The organism is Lysinibacillus capsici (assembly GCF_003367505.1).
Lineage (GTDB): Bacteria > Bacillota > Bacilli > Bacillales_A > Planococcaceae > Lysinibacillus > Lysinibacillus capsici.
On record NZ_PXXX01000024.1, the window covers coordinates 61,577 to 80,184 of the forward strand.

The 18,608-nt window shown below is 37.8% G+C and carries 20 protein-coding genes and 1 other annotated feature; of the genes, 6 read left to right on the top strand and 14 right to left on the bottom strand.

Features of this window, described 5'->3' with window-relative positions:
* Window positions 1-8: 8 nt before the first annotated feature.
* Together pheS and C7B89_RS20260 are read right to left on the bottom strand one after the other, a co-directional pair.
* Window positions 9-1,046, bottom strand: coding sequence for a phenylalanine--tRNA ligase subunit alpha (gene pheS, locus C7B89_RS20255; RefSeq protein WP_004226385.1), 1,038 nt, complete (start codon window positions 1,044-1,046; stop codon window positions 9-11).
* Between the two features lie 59 nt (window positions 1,047-1,105).
* Window positions 1,106-1,346, bottom strand: a binding site (T-box leader).
* A 90-nt stretch (window positions 1,347-1,436) separates the two neighbouring features.
* Window positions 1,437-2,201, bottom strand: a complete 765-nt coding sequence (locus C7B89_RS20260; RefSeq protein ID WP_048393656.1) for a TrmH family RNA methyltransferase — start codon at window positions 2,199-2,201, stop codon at window positions 1,437-1,439.
* Window positions 2,202-2,373: 172 nt separating this feature from the next.
* On the opposite strand from C7B89_RS20260, the gene C7B89_RS20265 reads away from it, so the two are divergent.
* Window positions 2,374-2,769, top strand: a complete 396-nt coding sequence (locus C7B89_RS20265) for a (deoxy)nucleoside triphosphate pyrophosphohydrolase (RefSeq protein WP_048393654.1) — start codon at window positions 2,374-2,376, stop codon at window positions 2,767-2,769.
* A gap of 7 nt (window positions 2,770-2,776) precedes the next feature.
* On the opposite strand, the gene C7B89_RS20270 is transcribed toward C7B89_RS20265, so the two are convergent.
* From C7B89_RS20270 to C7B89_RS20280, 3 genes are all read right to left on the bottom strand, one after another.
* Window positions 2,777-3,754 (bottom strand): sensor domain-containing diguanylate cyclase, encoded by a 978-nt coding sequence (locus C7B89_RS20270; RefSeq protein ID WP_115674479.1) that lies wholly within the window; start codon window positions 3,752-3,754, stop codon window positions 2,777-2,779.
* Window positions 3,755-3,778: 24 nt separating this feature from the next.
* A complete protein-coding gene (locus C7B89_RS20275; protein ID WP_048393651.1) occupies window positions 3,779-4,570 on the bottom strand; it encodes an alpha/beta fold hydrolase in 792 nt (263 codons plus the stop codon).
* A gap of 125 nt (window positions 4,571-4,695) precedes the next feature.
* Entirely contained in the window at window positions 4,696-6,045 is a 1,350-nt protein-coding gene (locus tag C7B89_RS20280; protein WP_054549973.1) for an FAD-binding oxidoreductase, read from the bottom strand.
* A gap of 154 nt (window positions 6,046-6,199) precedes the next feature.
* Between C7B89_RS20280 and C7B89_RS20285 the strand changes: the two genes are divergently transcribed.
* From C7B89_RS20285 to C7B89_RS20295, 3 genes are all read left to right on the top strand, one after another.
* On the top strand, window positions 6,200-7,609 hold the full coding sequence (locus tag C7B89_RS20285) for a glycoside hydrolase family 18 protein (RefSeq protein ID WP_066037533.1): 1,410 nt from the start codon (window positions 6,200-6,202) through the stop codon (window positions 7,607-7,609).
* Window positions 7,610-7,740: 131 nt separating this feature from the next.
* On the top strand, window positions 7,741-7,905 hold the full coding sequence (locus C7B89_RS20290; RefSeq protein WP_004226371.1) for a YfhD family protein: 165 nt from the start codon (window positions 7,741-7,743) through the stop codon (window positions 7,903-7,905).
* 12 nt (window positions 7,906-7,917) lie between these two features.
* Window positions 7,918-8,109: an H-type small acid-soluble spore protein gene (locus tag C7B89_RS20295; RefSeq protein WP_004226369.1), complete on the top strand. Its 192-nt coding sequence runs from the start codon at window positions 7,918-7,920 to the stop codon at window positions 8,107-8,109.
* A 45-nt stretch (window positions 8,110-8,154) separates the two neighbouring features.
* Here C7B89_RS20295 and C7B89_RS20300 read toward each other — a convergent pair whose 3' ends face one another.
* Window positions 8,155-10,299 (bottom strand): bifunctional diguanylate cyclase/phosphodiesterase, encoded by a 2,145-nt coding sequence (locus C7B89_RS20300; RefSeq protein WP_244205736.1) that lies wholly within the window; start codon window positions 10,297-10,299, stop codon window positions 8,155-8,157.
* A gap of 198 nt (window positions 10,300-10,497) precedes the next feature.
* Complete coding sequence (locus C7B89_RS20305; RefSeq protein ID WP_115674480.1) at window positions 10,498-11,025, bottom strand: RNA polymerase sigma factor; 528 nt, start codon at window positions 11,023-11,025, stop codon at window positions 10,498-10,500.
* Between the two features lie 238 nt (window positions 11,026-11,263).
* Between C7B89_RS20305 and sspI the strand changes: the two genes are divergently transcribed.
* Complete coding sequence (gene sspI, locus C7B89_RS20310; RefSeq protein WP_004226361.1) at window positions 11,264-11,473, top strand: small acid-soluble spore protein SspI; 210 nt, start codon at window positions 11,264-11,266, stop codon at window positions 11,471-11,473.
* Window positions 11,474-11,551: 78 nt separating this feature from the next.
* Window positions 11,552-12,931 (top strand): FAD-binding oxidoreductase, encoded by a 1,380-nt coding sequence (locus C7B89_RS20315; protein ID WP_115674481.1) that lies wholly within the window; start codon window positions 11,552-11,554, stop codon window positions 12,929-12,931.
* A 47-nt stretch (window positions 12,932-12,978) separates the two neighbouring features.
* Here the strand turns inward: C7B89_RS20315 and C7B89_RS20320 are convergent, their stop codons facing one another.
* From C7B89_RS20320 to C7B89_RS20350, 7 genes are read right to left on the bottom strand one after another with little or no spacing between them, the layout of a single operon-like run.
* Window positions 12,979-13,491, bottom strand: coding sequence for a GNAT family N-acetyltransferase (locus tag C7B89_RS20320; protein WP_009373866.1), 513 nt, complete (start codon window positions 13,489-13,491; stop codon window positions 12,979-12,981).
* A gap of 15 nt (window positions 13,492-13,506) precedes the next feature.
* Window positions 13,507-14,220, bottom strand: a complete 714-nt coding sequence (locus tag C7B89_RS20325; RefSeq protein ID WP_115674482.1) for an amino acid ABC transporter permease — start codon at window positions 14,218-14,220, stop codon at window positions 13,507-13,509.
* A 12-nt stretch (window positions 14,221-14,232) separates the two neighbouring features.
* Window positions 14,233-14,937 carry an amino acid ABC transporter permease gene (locus tag C7B89_RS20330; RefSeq protein WP_048393635.1) on the bottom strand — a complete coding sequence of 235 codons (705 nt, stop codon included), beginning with the start codon at window positions 14,935-14,937 and terminating at the stop codon, window positions 14,233-14,235.
* Between the two features lie 24 nt (window positions 14,938-14,961).
* Complete coding sequence (locus tag C7B89_RS20335) at window positions 14,962-15,786, bottom strand: transporter substrate-binding domain-containing protein (protein ID WP_115674483.1); 825 nt, start codon at window positions 15,784-15,786, stop codon at window positions 14,962-14,964.
* Between the two features lie 20 nt (window positions 15,787-15,806).
* Entirely contained in the window at window positions 15,807-16,085 is a 279-nt protein-coding gene (locus tag C7B89_RS20340) for a glutaredoxin family protein (protein WP_004226351.1), read from the bottom strand.
* Between the two features lie 13 nt (window positions 16,086-16,098).
* Window positions 16,099-17,112, bottom strand: coding sequence for an LLM class flavin-dependent oxidoreductase (locus tag C7B89_RS20345; RefSeq protein ID WP_112116317.1), 1,014 nt, complete (start codon window positions 17,110-17,112; stop codon window positions 16,099-16,101).
* 45 nt (window positions 17,113-17,157) lie between these two features.
* Window positions 17,158-18,486, bottom strand: a complete 1,329-nt coding sequence (locus C7B89_RS20350) for an LLM class flavin-dependent oxidoreductase (protein ID WP_115674484.1) — start codon at window positions 18,484-18,486, stop codon at window positions 17,158-17,160.
* Between the last annotated feature and the right edge of the window lie 122 nt (window positions 18,487-18,608).

The window sequence follows — 18,608 nt, forward strand, 5'->3', positions numbered from 1 at the left end:
TATCCCCCTTACGCTTCTGTTCGCTCGAATTGTGATAAGAAGCGAGTGTCACTTGTATAGAAATGACGAATATCGTCAACACCATATTTCAACATCGCAATACGTTCTGCACCAATACCAAATGCAAATCCAGAAACTTTCTTTGGATCATAGCCAGCCATTTCTAATACGTTTGGATGCACCATACCTGCTCCTAGAATCTCAATCCAGCCAGTGCCCTTACATACGTTACAGCCTGCTCCACCACATTTGAAACAAGAGATATCCATCTCTACAGATGGCTCAGTAAATGGGAAGAAGCTCGGACGTAGTCGAATTTCGCGGTCTGCACCAAACATTTTTTTCGCTAACGTATCTAATGTTCCTTTTAGGTCACTCATGCGAATATTTTCGCCAATGACTAAACCTTCAATTTGCATAAACTGATGTGAATGTGTTGCATCATCATTATCACGTCGGAATACTTTACCAGGACAAATTATGCGAATCGATTCACCTTTTTTGGCTTCCATCGTACGAGCCTGTACTGGTGAAGTATGGGTACGTAATAATATTTCCTCGGAAATATAGAACGAATCTTGCATATCACGAGCTGGATGACCTTTTGGTAAATTTAGTGCTTCAAAGTTATAGTAATCCTTCTCCACTTCTGGACCTTCAGCAATTTCATAGCCCATTCCAATAAATAAATCTTCAATTTCTTCAATGACACGTGTTAAAGGGTGACGGTTCCCCACTTTAATTTCACGACCTGGTAAAGTGACATCAATCGACTCACTCGCTAATTTTTCAGCAATGGCTGCCTCTTCCAACACGGTAATCTTTGTTTCTAATACTGCCGTTACATTTTCACGAACATTATTCACTAAAGCACCCATTTTCGGACGTTCTTCAGCTGATAATTTGCCCATCCCTTTTAGTAAATCAGTGATAGGTCCTTTTTTTCCTAAATACGCAACACGTACTTCATTCAATTCTTTTAAATTTGCAGCTGCTTCAATTTTAGCAAGTGCTTCTTGCTCTAATTGTTTTAATTGCTCTTCCATGTTATAACCTCCTCAGAAAATAAATGCCTGCTTTTTAGGCATAAAAAAACTCGCCCCTAAAAAGGGACGAGGACATTTTCGCGGTACCACCCTAGTTATTGCAAAGCAAAGCCTTACAATCACTTCATTGACATAACGACTTGATAAAGCCGGCTTACCTTTACAGCAGTACACTGGTCCCGGTAGCTGCTCGCGGGCTGAATTCAAAACTGCATTGATACGGCGTTGGCTCTCAATCTCTGGCCTACGCTCCCTGTCGTCCATTCACAATCTTTACTACTTCCCGGTCAAAGCATTTATTATTTAAACATACATTTTAGAATAAATTATACAATAATGGACTGTAGCAAATCAAGAGACAACTGCCTCAATCCCACAATGAGCAATTAATTATTTGGCAAAGCCATATAAAACAATACCTGTTGCTACTGCGACGTTTAATGATTCGGCCTGTCCAAAAAGAGGAATGATCATATTTTGATCTGTCATCGCTAATAACTGAGGCTGAATGCCACTTCCTTCATTCCCCATAATAATCGCAAATGCACCCGTATGCTGAATATCACTATACGGCACCGCTTCCTCATCTAATGCAGTACCAAATACTGGTACACCTTGATCCTGTAATATATCTATCCATTCTGCTAAATCTCCACGCACTACCGGAATATGGAAATGCGAACCTTGAGCAGCACGTAGTGTTTTAGGGTTATAAAGATCGGCACAGCCTTTTCCTAAAATTACAGCATCTAAACCTGCAGCATCTGCTGTACGAATCATTGTTCCAATGTTACCAGGATCTTGGACAGCATCAATTAATAACACTTTTCGCCAAGTAGTCATCACATTATCCTCTAAGACGGGCTGTTTACATACAGCAAAAACACCTTGGGAAGTTTCTGTCTCCGCAAATTCCTTCGCTACCGCAGTCGATACCTCTACAATAGCTATATCATCGATTGGCCATAACATTGGCAAATCGATACCTTCACGCACTATAATTTGTAATACTTGGTTTTTATTTTTTAATGCTTCTTCAACAAGATGAAAGCCCTCTACTAGGAATTCACCCGAACGTTCACGCTCTTTTCTTGTTGTCGCTAACTTTTTCCAATATTTCACTAATGCATTTTGCGTAGATTCAATTCTCTTCATCGCTACCTCTTACCGCCTTTTTCCTATATATTGACCACTATTATACCCTACGAAATAGCAAATTTCATAACTAAGTAAGAAAACTGTTATTTTCCTGTGGTGGCAAGTGGCGTACAACTTAAACATGCTATAATCATACATATCTAACGAAGACACAAAGTGAGGTATATAAATGAAAAAAACAATACATGTAGTAGGGGCTATAATTGAAAATGAGCAACAAGAAATTTTCTGTGCTTTAAGAAACCCCCAAATGGTATTAGCAAATTATTGGGAATTCCCTGGCGGTAAAATAGAGCAGGGTGAAACACCAAAACAGGCACTTTCTCGAGAAATTCTTGAGGAATTTAACTGTACGATTCAAGTAGGTAAACAAGTGGCTGTAACACTCCATGAATACGAACAATTTTTCGTTCATTTAGAAACATACAAAGCTTCAATTATTAAAGGCACACCCCAAATTCTAGAACATGCTGAAGCAAGATGGGTTCCCCGCAACCAATTGCTTGACCTTCCATTTGCTCCAGCAGATCTTCCTTCTATTCAAAAATTAATGGCGGAATTGTAAAGGCTAGTCACTTTATCTCATGAAAATGAGTGACTTTGTTTCGTCCGTGCTCTTTCGATCCATACAATGCTTTATCTGCTTTTTTTATCAATGTCGTCTCTGTATCTTCTGAAGTTACTGTGGCAATTCCCATACTGATCGTAAGACTGCCTGTTGGCCAACCATCCTGCTCCACGGTGTGTCTAATTTTTTCGCCGATTTCTTTTGCCGCAGGTATCTCGGTCTCAGGTAGGATGATAATAAACTCCTCCCCACCATAACGAGCGACGATATCTTCTAGACGTACTTGTATTTGTAATAGTTGTGCCAATTGTACGAGGACATCGTCTCCAACTTGATGACCATATGTATCATTGACCTTTTTGAAATGATCGATATCTAAAATGCATAACGAAAAAGTTTCTGCTGTCTCATGAAAATGATTAAAATGTTTTTCGAGTTGTTCCTGGAAAAATCTCCTGTTTTTCAAGCCGGTCAGTTTATCAGTCATTGATAATTCTACTAAAGCAGCATTCATTTCCAATAATTTCGCCTGCTGATGTTCTATTTCTACATGAATTTGCTCCAAATTAGCTAATGCACGATCCTTTTCTTGATAGGCAGCCTCAAGTAGTTTTTTGGCTGATCGTAATTCTTGTTCATAATCTATGCGCTTTTTCATCTTTACTAAAATACAATCAATGCGCTCTACCAAATCCTCTTTGTACAATTTGGCATTCATTAAAAACGGAACCGACATTCCGTCCTTCTGTTTGAGATGAATGAATAATTCCTCTACTTGCCCCTCTAGATTAATCATAGGATAAAAATAAGAGTGAAAAATCATCTTATTGGGCGTAGATAGAAGAATTTCTAGATGCATATGTAATAATTCCTCTTGCTCATAGCCGATCCAATCTAGCAGGGTTCGATTGATTTCTGAAATAAGCCCTTCATGTGTGATGGAAAGAAATCCAAATGTTGCATTGTTGAGTCGTTTTTCCATTGTTGAAAATCCTTTCATTTTTCCCTACAAAAAATCTGCAATACATTGTATCGTTTCATTTGGGTGACTAATATGTGGATAATGACCTTTTGCTTCCATTAATTGTAACGTGCTATTTTTGAGATGCTGATGCAAATAATCTCCAACACTACTTGGCACAATACTATCTTCCGAGCATTGGATAATTAACGAAGGAACAGAGACCTTTGGTAATTCACTTCGATGATCAGATAAAAATGTGACCTCAGCAAATTCCTTTGCAATGATAGGGTCTGCTGCTATAAAGGTTTGCTTCAATTCCTGTGTTAATGCTGGCTGTTCAGGATTACTCATTGCAATAGGTGCCATATAGCTAGCCCAACCTGTAAAGTTCATTTCCATCATGTCTAGTAACTCTGCTATATCACTTCGCTCAAATCCCCCTCGATAACCATCATCATTTAAATAACAGGGAGAAGGACCAATCATAATCAATTTCTTAAAATAGTCAGGGTGCTGGATAGATGCGAGCAGTCCTATCATGGCACTAATGGAATGCCCTACAAAAATACTATTTTGTAATGATAGCGTTTCAATAATGTCCAATAAATCTTGTACATAGCCCTGTAACGATTGATATTTCTCTGATGAATAGGCATTTATATCTGAGTTACCTGAGCCTACATAATCGAATAATATAATCTTATATTTGTCCATAAATGCAGGCGTAATGAAACGCCACATATTTTGATCACAGCCAAATCCATGTGCAAAAATAAGCGGTTGGTCCCCTTGTCCGAGTATTGTTACATTATTACGAACAACAATATTTTCCATTCCAATCAATCCTTTTAGAAATATATGTAATAGTTTTATTGTGACCCCTTAAACAGTATTTATCAAGCTAAAACGTGAAAATCAAAAAGGAGCAGGAGTGCCGCTTCACCTGCTCCATTCTCCAGCTACAACCACTTCCTAATAGGTGGGATACTCTGCTGAAATTGAAATACATTATACGGATCATATTTTGTTTTCACTTCACGAAGCCTTCTAAAATTACGTCCGTAATAGGCTGTATGCCAGTCCTTAATATATCGATCTGGAAAATTCACATAATCACCAGACGTATAAGGTGATAAAGCTTGACGTAAATTTTCTACCCACTTAATATTTTGTTCTTCCTCTTTCGGTTTTTTCCAGGAAGTATTATATTCTTGAGCTATTATCGCATTGCGATAGTAATAGGCTGTATGCTGGGGAGCAATTTCACCTACTGCTCCTCTTAAAGACTGTTGCCATATTGTTGTATTTGAATTAGGTGCATGGGCTAAAAATTCTTTCATCCTCTGAATCGCCTTATATGGAAACGGTCTCTCCAAAAATGACCCTGATCTTTTTCGATAGGCAGGCTGATTACCGCTTGGTAAATCAAAAAATTCTATTGCCTTGCTATATGGCACTTCCTTTATCCAAATACTTGTTGGCAAGCCTGTTTTTCTAAGAGGGCGAAGCAATTTCTTTAATTCAGCTGCTGTTCCTATAAACTCACCTTGTGCGACTATCTCACCTACTTCCTTTGTTTTTAGCTCAATCTGTGAGGTTAGACGCTTATCTGTATAGGGAGCCCATTTTTGCCATGCATCAAAGGCCACTTCAAAGTCATCCCATCCCCATGTAATAGAGAACAGTGATACCTCATTAATCGCATGAAGCTTGAATGTCAAAGAAGTGACTATACCAAAATTGCCTCCTCCTCCACCACGACTTGCCCAAAACAAATCATGATGTTGTTGCTTATTCGCTCTGATTACCTGAGCACCCTCATGTTCACTAGCTACCACCGTTTCGATTTCAATAAGATTGTCACAAGTTAATCCAAATGGTCGTGATAGCATCCCAATCCCACCACCAAGGGTCAAACCGACCACCCCAACACTACTTTCTGTACCAGCAGGAATGGTAACACCATGCTCCCATAATGTACGGTATACGTTTCCCATATTAGCTCCAGCATCAATTCTAGCCGTCATTTCTGATAGATTTACCGAAATATCATTCATATCACTTACATCAATGACAAGCCCTTTATTTACTAAAGAAAAATTTTCATAGCTATGACGACCGCTTCGAATTCTGAAAGGCTCATTGTTTTCTCTAGCCCATTTTAAGGCATTAACCACATCTTTCGTTTTTTGACAAAACACAATGACACTCGGATATTTGGGATTATTTAAATTATTATTCGTTCTCGCTTGTTCATAATCCGAATCTTCAGGCGTGACGATTCTTCCTGTGAGCTTCGCCTTTTTCAACATCAAGCCCCTTTCTCACAATGATACTTATCCTATGCAACTCATTGAGAAAGAATTTGAAATTTCAGCTTTTTTCTAGAATCACACTAAAATACTCTTTTTCACACTTGAAACATATGATGCACTAATAACAACAACGTGTTGGAGGTGTTCTATGCTTATCCATGTGGTAAGTGCTGGCGAAACACTGTGGCAAATCGCTAATCGTTATGCTGTACCCGTTCAATCTATTAGCCAATTAAATGCATTAGCTACTCCTGATCAATTAGCCATCGGACAATCACTGGTTATCCCTTCTCCTTATACAATTTATACCGTTCAAAAAGGAGATACGTTATGGTCAATCGCACAGAAATTTAGCGTTCCCTTGCAATCTATCATATTAGAAAATCATCTAACGAATCCCGATCAATTAACACCAGGAACGAAATTAATTATTCCACCCATTGTTCATATCGTGCAGCCAGGAGAAACTTTATGGCAAATAGCACAGCGCTATGGTACGACCGTTCAAGCCATTGCTATAGAAAATAAACTAAACAATCCCAATATGCTTTATGTTGGTTCACAATTGATGATTCCAAGAAAATTACCAACGATTGAAGTCAATGCTTATTCCTACCAACCTTCAGATGAAGCTGTAGACTCCATTAATGCTATTGGTCATCTACTAACTTATTTTAGTCCTTTTGCTTATAAGATGAAGGAAGATGGGACATTACAGCCCATTAATGATGAAAATATGATAGCGGCAGCAAAGGCTAAACAAATTATCCCAATGTTAACGCTCACTAATTTTACTTCTACAGAAGAAGGCTCTAATTTAGCACATGTCGTCTTGTCCAGTCCAGAGTTAAGTAAAAAGGTCATGAATAATGTATTACAGGTGATGCAAGATAAAGGTTATCAAGTATTAAATATTGATTTTGAAAATGTTTTACCTGCTGATCGCGAAAATTTCAATGCCTTTATTCAATTGGCTGTGGATACCCTTCATCCAAAAGGCTATTTAGTTTCAACAGCGCTCGCACCTAAAACAAGTGCTTCACAAACTGGGACATTATATGAAGCGCATGATTACGAAGCACATGGGAGAATAGCAGATTTTGTTGTATTAATGACATATGAATGGGGCTATCGTCTTGGCCCTCCACAAGCTATTTCCCCAATTAATGAAATGCGAAGAGTCGTGGAGTATGCTTTAACTGAAATACCAGCTGATAAAATCTTATTGGGTTTTGAGTTGTATGCGCGTGATTGGCTCTTGCCTCATGTCAAAGGCCAAGAAGCCGAAACGTTTAGCCCGCAGGAAGCGCTCAATAGGGCCATCAAGTACGGGGCAACAATCCAATATGATCCAACGGCCCAATCTCCTTTTTATCGATATGTTGATGAGCAAGGAAGGCAACACGAGGTATGGTTTGAAGATGCGAGAAGTGCACAAGCCAAATTTGACATGACTAAACATTACAACTTACGTGGCATTAGTTATTGGGCATTAGGATTCCCGTTTCCTCAAAATTGGGTTTTATTAAACGATAATTTTTCTGTTAAAAAATCTTAATACTCATTATTGTTCGCAATAAACAAAGAGCTATGCGAATTTTTCCTTGTGAAGTGCGATCTGTGCTGACGGGATAAAAAGTTCATTTCAAAGCCATATTAATTTATATCAACAGGAAAGGAGCAACTCACATGGGAAGAGACAATAAACAAGGTCAAAGCAATAATAAAGGCTCATTACCTCAAACGCCAAAAAACCAAAAGATTGCACCAAACAAGGTGAGTGAGGAATTTTCTCAAGAGTTTATGGAGCTAATTAACACAGTCACACAAAATAAGAATAAGCAGAAAAAATAAGGGGGGCTTCAGTTGGATTTTCAACGTGCACAAGAAATTGTCGCCTCACCTTTAGAATTTGAAGTGAGCTATAATGGTGTTTCCATCTGGATCGATCAGCTCCACGATGATGAAAAAACAGCGACAGTTCACCTACGCCGTTCTTTAGAAGAGCGATCTGAAGTAGCTATATCCGAATTAAAAGAAGAATATCTCGTTCACTAAACAGCAAGAACCTGCTTACTCAATAGCAATAAGCAGGTTCTTTTTTTAAATACTATAATCTTCAATATATTGAAGTTGTGTTAATACTTCCTCCACACGATGATGTAAATCTTTATAGGTTTCCGTAATTTGCTGTGGGGATATTGGCTTACTGAATAGATAGCCCTGAATATAATCACAGCCACCATCTATTAGAAAAGATAATTGCTCCACTTCTTCAATGCCCTCTGCCACAACCTTCAAACGTAAATGTTTAGCCATCGAAATAATCATGGAAACAAGTGCTTCATCATTCGGATTATGTGGCACGTTTCTCACAAATGTTCGGTCAATTTTTAAACAATCAATTGGGAATTCCTTTAAATAAGATAGAGAGGAATAACCTGTTCCAAAATCATCTACAGCAATTTGGATGCCTAATGCCTTTAACTCATGTAATAGCTGTGTCATTTGATCAATATTCATCGTCATACTTTCTGTAATTTCTAATTGTAAAAATGACGGATCTAAATTGGTACGATGTAAAATATCTTGTACCATTTCTACTAAATCCTGTTGAAATAACTGGCCAAGTGATAAATTCACTGCCACTTTCATCGGAGGTAAGCCTTGTTTCTCCCATATTTTCGCTTGAGTGCATGCGTTTTCTAAAATCCATTTACCTAGCGGGATAATAAGGCCACATTCTTCAGCAATAGGAATAAAGATATCAGGTGGAACAAATCCCCGAGTTGGATGACGCCAACGAACCAAAGCTTCGACCGATTCAATGGTGCCTGTTTTTAAGTTGACCTGTGGTTGATAGTCTAAATAAAATTCATTATTGGCTAACGCATTATGTAAGTCTTGCTCTAACAATATTCGATCTGCAATACCTTTAGACATGTATGGTTTATAAAAAAGAAATCTTTGAGGTATTTGTCTAGCTTCTCGCATCGCTAACTGTGCATGCATTAATAGCTCTTCACCAGTCCATTGCTCCTCATAGAGAGCAATCCCAATATTTAGACTGCCATTCAATGAAAATAATTGGACCTGTAAAGGATCTGTCATGGCACTTTTAAGATTTAAGCAAAATTGTAGTAGTTCCTCAATCGTCTTTACATGGTCAATATAAATAACAAATTGTCCTTCACGCAGTTTAGTTGCAAAATAATGTGGAGGTACAATCGATTGAATTCGCTCTGCAACAAGCTTCATCATTTTATTAGAGTTACTAATCCCAATGGACGAACGAATCGCCGCAAAGCGATCAATTTCTATGGCAATGATAGCCTTTTGCGCTTTATGTTCATGTAAATTTTCTTTTAACGTCTTAAGTAAAAAATGTTCATTTGGCAACAATGTAATATCATCATGATAAGCTTGAAATCGAAGCTCCTGTTGAGATTGTTCAAGATCCTTTTTTATTTTCAACAGCTGCTGAAAGGGTTTTTCCACAGATGTATAATAAATCGCCTTTAGGAAAAAATAGAATGCTAAAAACTGATAGATCAGTGCTGAGAAATCCCATATCGCATTTTGATCTTGACTAACAATAAAGAAGACATCACTCACAATAAGGGAAATAGCTGCGCTAATTAGCCACATGGAACGTTTTGGTAATTTTTTTACATATGTACTAACAATAGCAATGGTTAAAATTTGAAGAATAATAGCAATTAAGTGTACCATATTATCAATCGTATCTAACCAATTTTTAGGCAATACTTTGGGCGAATAATAAGCCAGAAAAACGCTTCCTAGAACGAAAAGCATCGAACAACCATATGTCAGTATCCGATGATTCATGGTTAATCGCTTTTTAGGGTTTAAAATAATAAGTATAAATCCAATGGCTAAGTATAAACGTATTAATATATGTAGGGGCTCGTTCATAAAGTTCCATTCTCTAGATTGGCTAAAAAACAAGCTAACTAATTCTAATAAGGCAATAATGAAAAACATGTTTCCTATGTATAAAGTTTGATTGGATAATAAGTGTGAAAATACTAAATAGGATTGGATCGCAATTGCCATTGTAAAAACAATGATTAATATTTGTATCACCAATTTTATATCTTGATACATGTTACCTTGGAAAACACCATATATTTGATTGCTAAAGCTCAGTAATGGTATGACAAGTAATAAGGGTAATACCATGTACCAAATTTCTTTTTTCTCTATCTGATTAAACCATCTCTCCACTCCAAACCCTCCATACTACTATATAAACATTCACTAGGAAATTTTATCTATCTATATCGATTATTTAAATTTGAATTGTATATTTCTTTGACTTCTTACAAATCATAACACTTTTATCGGAATTTGTATGCACCTATGTGAAGTATGCTAATATTCATTTTATTTCAATATTAGCATACTTTTGATATTTTTAGTTCTTTATTCCACCCTGGAAAGTTGATGTTTCAATCTCTGGATGATTCTACCTCTTCTTTTTTTAATAGCAACAGCGGATAAGCCTAATGCATTAGCTATTTCTTGATCACTGTAACCTTCTACATAATAAAGTAGTAATATTTCTCTTTCTATCTGCTTAAGCTGAGACAACTTAATTTCAAGTAAGCTAGGATTTTTTTGATTGTCCCATCCCTCCAAGTCACTAAGAATAAAATTGAGTGTTTCACCATCAACAACCGTTATTCGCTCTGAATAGTTTTTTTCCTTAGATAATTCATTTAGAATCTCACCTTTTATCGAAGAATAAAGATAAGCAGAAAATTGTCCCTTTGCTGGATCTGCTTTTAGCCATGCCCTCCATACCGCAGTAGAAGCAATATGACGATAGTAATCAAAATCCTTGTAAATATGAAGCTGCGTAAAAATGGCTGTAATCATTGGTTGCACAGCCTCTAAAATTTCTTCAAACGATTGTGTTAATGAAAGTTTGCGATTGTTGCGAATGGACATACCACTCTTCCTGTCAACTGTGCACAGTTTAATATTCCTAGGTAACACAATCTTAGACTGTCATGTTGTTTGAGAGCTAATGCCCATTTTCAACATTTCAGCGCGCAGAAAGAATAAAATGCCTGGCATATTTAGTCATAATTCCTCCAAAGTTATTGCAAAAATTATCTATTTTCTTTGGTATTTCATACATATTTAAACGATAGTTGGACAAATTACTACTAAGGAGGCGATATAGATGAATTTTCAAATAAGAGATGCAATTACAGCGAATGTACATGGTCAATCTGCCGCAGAATTCAAAGACATTGTGGAAGATGCTATTAATCGTGGAGAAGAGCATTTACTACCAGGGCTTGGGGTGTTTTTTGAAAAATGGTGGAAGCAATCCAGTCCATCAGAACAAGATGAATTTGTTCAAAAACTAGAAAAAGTATTTGCTAACTGATTTTTAATGAACTGTGCATTCCATTTCCAATAAATGCGTGATAAAGTTTTACTTATCAGAAAATTTGGAGGGATTGGAATGACTGTTGCAGTAGAATTACTTGTCAATCAACTCAAACAGGTTTTATTAGAAGAACAAGTGTCAACAAACGAAACGGTACGACAGCTACATGGAAAGGATGAATCTCATCATATGATGAGATTACCTGATATCGTTGTCTTTCCCCGTTCCACAGCTGATGTCAGTGCCATCTTAAAAATTGCACATGCACAACGTGTACCAGTTGTACCATTCGGTGTTGGCTCCAGCTTAGAAGGAAACGCGATTCCTATTGCACATGGTATTTCTATTGATTTCTCTGAAATGAATAAGATTTTAGAAGTTCGACCTGACGACCTTCTTGTAAAAGTTCAGCCTGGCGTCACGCGCTCTCAACTGAATAAGGAGTTAAAAAAACACGGTCTACAATTCACAGTGGATCCAGGTGCAGATGCAACACTAGGTGGCATGGCTGCGACGAATGCTAGTGGTACGACTGCTGTGCGTTACGGTGTTATGCGTGATCAGGTTCGTGATTTAGAGGTTGTCCTTGCAGATGGCTCTGTCATCCATACAGGTAATTTAGCCGCGAAATCCTCTTCTGGTTATCATTTAAATGGTCTATTTGTCGGCTCTGAAGGAACACTTGGCTGCTTTACGGAGTTAACGTTAAAAGTGTATGGTATACCTGAATTTGTGACAGCGGGGCAAGCTGTTTTTGACACAGTTGGAGATGCTGTTAGTGCTGTTACCGCCTTATTACAGGCTGGTATTTCAATTGGTCGAGTGGAATTGGTCGATGAATCCTCTATGAAGCAGGCCAATGTCTATAACGATACATCCTTTAGCGAAAAACCAACATTGTTTTTAGAATTCCACGGAAACGAAGCGGGTATGCATGCGGACATCGCATTTGCTACAGAAATTTTTGAGGACTACAGCTGTCTATCCGTCGAATTCGAGCAAGATAATGCTGCTCGTAATAAGCTTTGGGAAGCACGACATTCTTTAGCCTATGCATATATTCATGCTTATCCTGGTAAGAAGCTCATGTCAACGGATGTCTGTGTACCAATCTCTGTGCTTGCTGAAACCATTTTATATGCACGAGAACAGCTTGATCATGTTGGACTCGCAGGTGGGCTTGTGGGCCACGTGGGCGATGGAAATTTCCATGCACTTTTAATGTTAAATCCAAATGACGCCGAGGAACAGGCAAAAGCGGATCGCTTCAATGAACAAATCGTGCAATATGCATTACTTCGAGGTGGCACATGTACGGGCGAGCATGGTGTTGGCATTGGCAAAATGAAATACCAAGCCACTGAGCATGGTACCTCTTTAGTCATCATGAAAAGCATAAAAGCAGCGCTTGATCCACTTAACATTATGAATCCAGGAAAGATTTTCACACTATAATTAACATTAAAACCCGCTGATTGACTAGAGCATCAGCGGGTTTATCATTATAAATCATAACGGAAGCTCTTGACTAATATATCTCCCTTGTAAAATTCCTTCGACTCATCTCGCACAAAACCTAATGATAAGTAAAGATTTATGGCAGCCTGCATCATATCACCTGAGTGTAAATAAAGTGCCTGATCCTGTCTCTTTCTAGCAAAGGCAAAACTTTCATTTAATAATTTCTTAGCAACCCCTTGTCCTCTTCCTTTTGGATGCACACCTAATAAGCGCACAATCGTCGATTGAATATTTAGCTCTGGCAAGCCATACGCTTTCCCTGCATCTGTAAATAGTTGTAATCCACCTAATATGTCATCTCCGCGTTTTGCAATTAGAATTGTTTCTGCATTCGGATTACCAACCGAAGCACGGATATCACTTAAATATGATTGCCAGCGCTCTGGGTCTTCATAGTCCTTTTCATATTGCGCATAGCTCTCAACTAAAACTTCAAGATAGCTTGCATAATCTTCCTCTTGTAAATGTTCAATCACAATGTTCGCTACTGTCACTCTAATTTCCCCTTTCTATGATGAAAAACCGCCTTTACTATAGGCTGTTACTCTTTTTTCAATACGGTGTGAAACCCATTCTACTATGATTGAAATTCCCCAATAAATAAGACCAACAGCAATAAATGACTCTAAAAACTTTAAGTTCATGGAAGCAATAATATTTGCCACACCGGTCAATTCTTTAATGGATAAGAAAAATGCTAATGATGTAGCATGTAAAAAACCAATAAAAACATTCGTCAAGTTGGGAATAGATTGCCCAAATGCTTGTGGTAAAATATAACGTCGCATCGCTTGAGGAAATGTTAATCCAATCGCATATGCTGCTTCTAATTGTCCTTTAGGTACAGCTAATATCCCTGAACGAATAATTTCTGAGACATAAGCCCCTGCACTAAGTGTTAAGGCTAGTATGACAAAAAATAAAATAGGAATAGAATTTGATTGTATCTTTAAATGAAGCAAATTAGCTACACTATCAACTAGCATTGGCAAGCCAAAATAAACGAGCATGATATGCATAATGATAGGTGTTCCTCTGAAAAATGAAACATAAAAATTAAGTACAGATGAGACTATTTTTATCTGTTGAATGCGCACGAAAGCTACAATTATGCCAATAACGATTCCTAATAAAACAGGTGTAATAGTCATGAATAAGGTTAACGGTATTACTTTACTAATTTCTCGTAATGCTTCTACTATAAAAGCGATATCAATGGTCATAGCATATTCCCCCTATTGTGAAGCAAGCTCCTTTGGCATATAGCGATTAAAATAGCGTTCATTAAATTTAAATACTTTTTCAAGGATTATCACGATGACATAGTAAACAATTGACAAAGCTACATAGATTTCAAACGCTCGTGTCGTAGAAGCAATCAAGGTTTCTCCCCTCCCCACCATATCCATTACACCGATGGAGAATGCTAACGATGTATCTTTTAATGAACTAATCATTGTATTTGCTATATTTGGAAAAGCAACACGTATTGCCTGTGGAAAAACAATTCGCATAAAAGCCTGTGATCCACTTAAGCCTACTGAATAGGCCGCCTCCATTTGACCCCGATCAACGGTTAAAATTGCTGCACGAAATATTTCGGCAAAGGCTGCCGCATTGCTGAATGTGTACGTAATAATAACAAAATACATTGCATCCATTCGTGTCACATCAATATGAATGAGCTTTAACAATGCGGGTATACCGTAAAATACTAAGAACAACTGCACTAAAATGGGTGTACCACGAATAAAGGATATATAGATTGTAATAATTTGCTTCAATATCGGTATGTGAAGTAGCTTTGGTATGGCTAGCACAATCCCAAGCATCATACCAAAAAGTATGGAGAATACTAGAATCTCGAAAGTTATGGGTAAATACTGAAGCAATGTTGGAAGTACTCTCGCAATTAGCACGACATCAAAGTTATTTTCCATACTGCCATCTTCCTTTCCTGTTCATTAGAAGTCTACTGTATAATCATCACCCAACCACTTTTTACTAAGCTCACTCACTACCCCCTCATTCTTTAATTCAACGATCGCTTCATCTAAGCGCTCCTGTAACTTCACTTCATCTTTATTGAGTAAAAAGTAGACCTTTGAATTTAATAATGCATCACCTACAACCTTTTGCTGCGCCTCATTGCTTTCGTTATAGTATCGAACAGCAAACGGTGTGGTAATAATGGCATCAATTCGTCCCGTTGCAAGTTGATTATTAACATCGACAGAGCCAGAAGAATAAACGATATTTGCTCCTAAATTATGCTCTTTATTATACTTTTCAATAAAAACAGCAGAATTACTTGTTGGTGAAACACTCACATTTTTCCCTTTTAAATCCTCAATGGATTGAATTGCATTATTTTTCTCGTTGACTGTCACCTTTAATGGGAAAACATTATACGGCTCTTTATTAAATAAAAACTTCTCTTCACGCTCACTATTAACTTCCATTTGATGGGCAATAAAATCTATTTTTCTTGTTTCTAAACTTAGTAATAAATTGGAGAATTCCATTGTTTTAAATTCAAACTCATATTCTGGTAGCTTCTCATCAATTGCACTAACAAGCTCTACATCATAACCAGTTAAATTTCCCTTGTCATCTAAAAAACAGATGTTTGGAAACTGAGTTCCCGTACCAACTATAATTTTTTGAACATCCTTGCCACTCTGTGCTGTTTTTTGAGCACTTGCGTCACCAACTGTTTTTTCTGAGTTTGCACACGCAGTTAATAGCGCTGCTAGCACAAGTAGCAAATAAAATGATATTTTTTTCATAAGATTCCTCTCTCCTTCTGTCATGCATATGAGGGTAGATTCACAGCAAGTGCCTTCTGTAGATGCTCTAAACCAATTGCTGTTACGGCTCTATAGATACCTGTTTCACTTGAACCAATTTCTACAACGGGTACATGTCGAACACCATACTTTATATCAAGGATGTCTCTAAAATTATCATTAGACGTGACATCAACTGTTTTGTAGGAAATATGTCGTTCTTGTAGATATGCTTTTATTTCCTCGCAATAACTACAACCTTGCTTCGACCAAATGATTATATCTAAACTTTTTGTCATATCATGACCTCCCTTAGATTACCTTCACCTTTTGCTGTAACTGCAAATGGACAGGACTTAAAAGCTCAAACGAACGTTGACGTTCAAATTCCTTCAAGATGGGCGTATGCAAAATAAATTCATCAATTTGGAATCGTACATGGTAGTCATCTAAATTGGCTCTAATGTCTTCTGCTGTACCGTATAAAATATCAGCCTCATACTGCTCCACCGTGTATTCCTCTCCAGATTCCTGACCAAATTTCTCTGCTAGCTCTACTGATTGTAGCGTCAGGCTTCTGCCACTTGCTAAATGCACCTTTGTAATTTTTTGATCTCCTATTAGCTTTTTCGCTTCCTCTTTACTTGGAGCAGCAAGTGCAGCAATGGAAATTGCAAAAGTACCGTTTGGATGATGACTGCGATAGATTGTAGCCGCTTGCGCCAAAACATCATTATCACTATTAATAAATCGAGCAAAGACAAATGCAATGCCGAGTTTTCCTGCAAGAGCAGCACTTTCAGGGCTAGCGCCAAGTAAAAATAATGTCGGCTTTGCCTTTGGAATCGGCGTTGCTTGTATGCCATATAATTCGTGCTCTTTTGGTATGGATTGCTCAATTAATTGCTGTAAAAATATTAGTCTCTCTTCAAAATCTTCCCCTTGATTGAGTGTGCCATATTGTAGAGCCTTCGTGGAAAGTGGCAAGCCACCAGGGGCTTTACCGATTCCTAAGTCTACACGTCCTGGCTCCAATGATGCTAGAACATGGAAATTTTCCGCTACTTTATAGGGGCTATAATGCTGTAGCATAACCCCACCTGATCCAATTTGAATGGATTTGGTTTTGGCAAGTAAATAAGAAACCAATACTTCTGGAGAAGAACCTGCTAATGACTCTGTATGATGATGCTCCGATACCCAAAAACGTGTATAGCCTAACTGCTCAGCTCGTTGTGCTAAAGCCACCGTTTTTTGTAATGTTTGTTCATTGCTTGCTCCTTCAATAATAGGGCTTTGATCTAATATGCCTAATGTATAACTCATACAACCCCTCCTAATTTCTTTTATTCAAATAAATTTACTAGGTTTTTAGACAGACTGTTTAACATAGCGACTTTCCTTGAATGGTAAACCTAAATTCCCACGCAAAGTATCTGCCTCATAATCTTTACGATATAGCCCTCTTGCTTGTAAAATTGGCACTACTTTATCAACAAAATCTTCAAGAGCACCAGGTACTGTCACGCCAATAATAAAACCATCTGCTGCTTCCTTTTCAAACCATTCTTGTACAAGATCTGCTACTTGCTCAGCTGTCCCAAAAAAGGCTGTTTTTGGTGTCGCCTCGCGTAAAGCGACTTGACGTAATGTCAGACCCTCCTGCTTAGCATAACGTTTAATATAATCGGTTGTGCTTCTAAAGCTATTGGCTCCAATATCCCCTAGATCAGGAAACGGTGCATCCACATCGTATTGGGTAAAATCATGATGGTCAAAGTAACGTCCAAGATAAGCAAGAGCACGGTCTATGGAAACTAACTCAACAATTTCTTGATATTTCGCCTCTGCTTCCTCCACCGTATCGCCAATAATTGGTGATATACCTGGAAAAATCTTTACTTCTTCGGGATTTCGTCCAAATGTTGCCACCTCTTTTTTTACTCTCGAGTAAAATTTCTGTGCCTCTTCAATAGATGCCCCATGTGTGAAAATGGCATCTGCATCTTTTGCAGCTAATCGAATGCCCGCATCAGACGACCCAGCCTGGAAAATAACGGGCTGGCCTTGCTTTGTTCGACCAATATTGAGTGGTCCTTGGACTGAAAAATATCGCCCTTTATGATGTAATGTGTGTAATTTTTCTGGATCAAAAAATTGATCTTTGTTGACATCTGCAATAAACGCATCATCATCCCACGAGTCCCATAAGCCTTGGACAACCTCTAAGTATTCTTCCGCAATGAGATAGCGTTCTGCATGGCTAGGATGTTGGTCGATTGTTTTGTTATAGTTCAAAGCAGTACTTTCTAATGGTGTCGTTACAACATTCCATCCAGCACGCCCAGCACTAATATGATCTAATGAAGCGAATTGGCGTGCTACTGTAAATGGTTCGCTATAGGAAGTTGAGACTGTTCCAACTAACCCAATGTTTTTCGTCGCTACTGCTAAAGCCGATAAGATTGTAATAGGTTCAAATCGATTTAAAAAATGAGGGATGGATTTTTCGTTAATAAATAAACCATCCGCAATAAATGCTACATCAAATTTTCCCTGCTCTGCTTTCTGAGCCTGCTGAATATAGAAAGGTAAGCTTACACTTTGATTGCTCGCCACCTTTGGATGACGCCAACCAGAAATATTTCCTCCTACCCCATGAATAATTGCTCCAAATCGAATTTTATCCTGTCTAGCCATGTCAATTCCTCCTCAATCTTTATTTTACTAAACATAGTGGTTAAGTATGTTTTGTTGGATTGAGAATGATATTACCGTTCCTTTAGACTATATGCAATAGGTACAGTAATAGAAAAAATTTT

Bases quoted from the DNA above. Each gene is read 5' to 3' on its own strand.
- pheS (WP_004226385.1), bottom strand. From the start codon at position 1,046: ATGGAAGAGCAATTAAAACAATTAGAGCAAGAAGCACTTGCTAAAATT.
- C7B89_RS20260 (WP_048393656.1), bottom strand. From the start codon at position 2,201: ATGAAGAGAATTGAATCTACGCAAAATGCATTAGTGAAATATTGGAAA.
- C7B89_RS20265 (WP_048393654.1), top strand. From the start codon at position 2,374: ATGAAAAAAACAATACATGTAGTAGGGGCTATAATTGAAAATGAGCAA.
- C7B89_RS20270 (WP_115674479.1), bottom strand. From the start codon at position 3,754: ATGGAAAAACGACTCAACAATGCAACATTTGGATTTCTTTCCATCACA.
- C7B89_RS20275 (WP_048393651.1), bottom strand. From the start codon at position 4,570: ATGGAAAATATTGTTGTTCGTAATAATGTAACAATACTCGGACAAGGG.
- C7B89_RS20285 (WP_066037533.1), top strand. From the start codon at position 6,200: ATGCTTATCCATGTGGTAAGTGCTGGCGAAACACTGTGGCAAATCGCT.
- C7B89_RS20290 (WP_004226371.1), top strand. From the start codon at position 7,741: ATGGGAAGAGACAATAAACAAGGTCAAAGCAATAATAAAGGCTCATTA.
- C7B89_RS20305 (WP_115674480.1), bottom strand. From the start codon at position 11,025: ATGTCCATTCGCAACAATCGCAAACTTTCATTAACACAATCGTTTGAA.
- sspI (WP_004226361.1), top strand. From the start codon at position 11,264: ATGAATTTTCAAATAAGAGATGCAATTACAGCGAATGTACATGGTCAA.
- C7B89_RS20315 (WP_115674481.1), top strand. From the start codon at position 11,552: ATGACTGTTGCAGTAGAATTACTTGTCAATCAACTCAAACAGGTTTTA.
- C7B89_RS20325 (WP_115674482.1), bottom strand. From the start codon at position 14,220: ATGACCATTGATATCGCTTTTATAGTAGAAGCATTACGAGAAATTAGT.
- C7B89_RS20330 (WP_048393635.1), bottom strand. From the start codon at position 14,937: ATGGAAAATAACTTTGATGTCGTGCTAATTGCGAGAGTACTTCCAACA.
- C7B89_RS20335 (WP_115674483.1), bottom strand. From the start codon at position 15,786: ATGAAAAAAATATCATTTTATTTGCTACTTGTGCTAGCAGCGCTATTA.
- C7B89_RS20340 (WP_004226351.1), bottom strand. From the start codon at position 16,085: ATGACAAAAAGTTTAGATATAATCATTTGGTCGAAGCAAGGTTGTAGT.
- C7B89_RS20345 (WP_112116317.1), bottom strand. From the start codon at position 17,112: ATGAGTTATACATTAGGCATATTAGATCAAAGCCCTATTATTGAAGGA.
- C7B89_RS20350 (WP_115674484.1), bottom strand. From the start codon at position 18,486: ATGGCTAGACAGGATAAAATTCGATTTGGAGCAATTATTCATGGGGTA.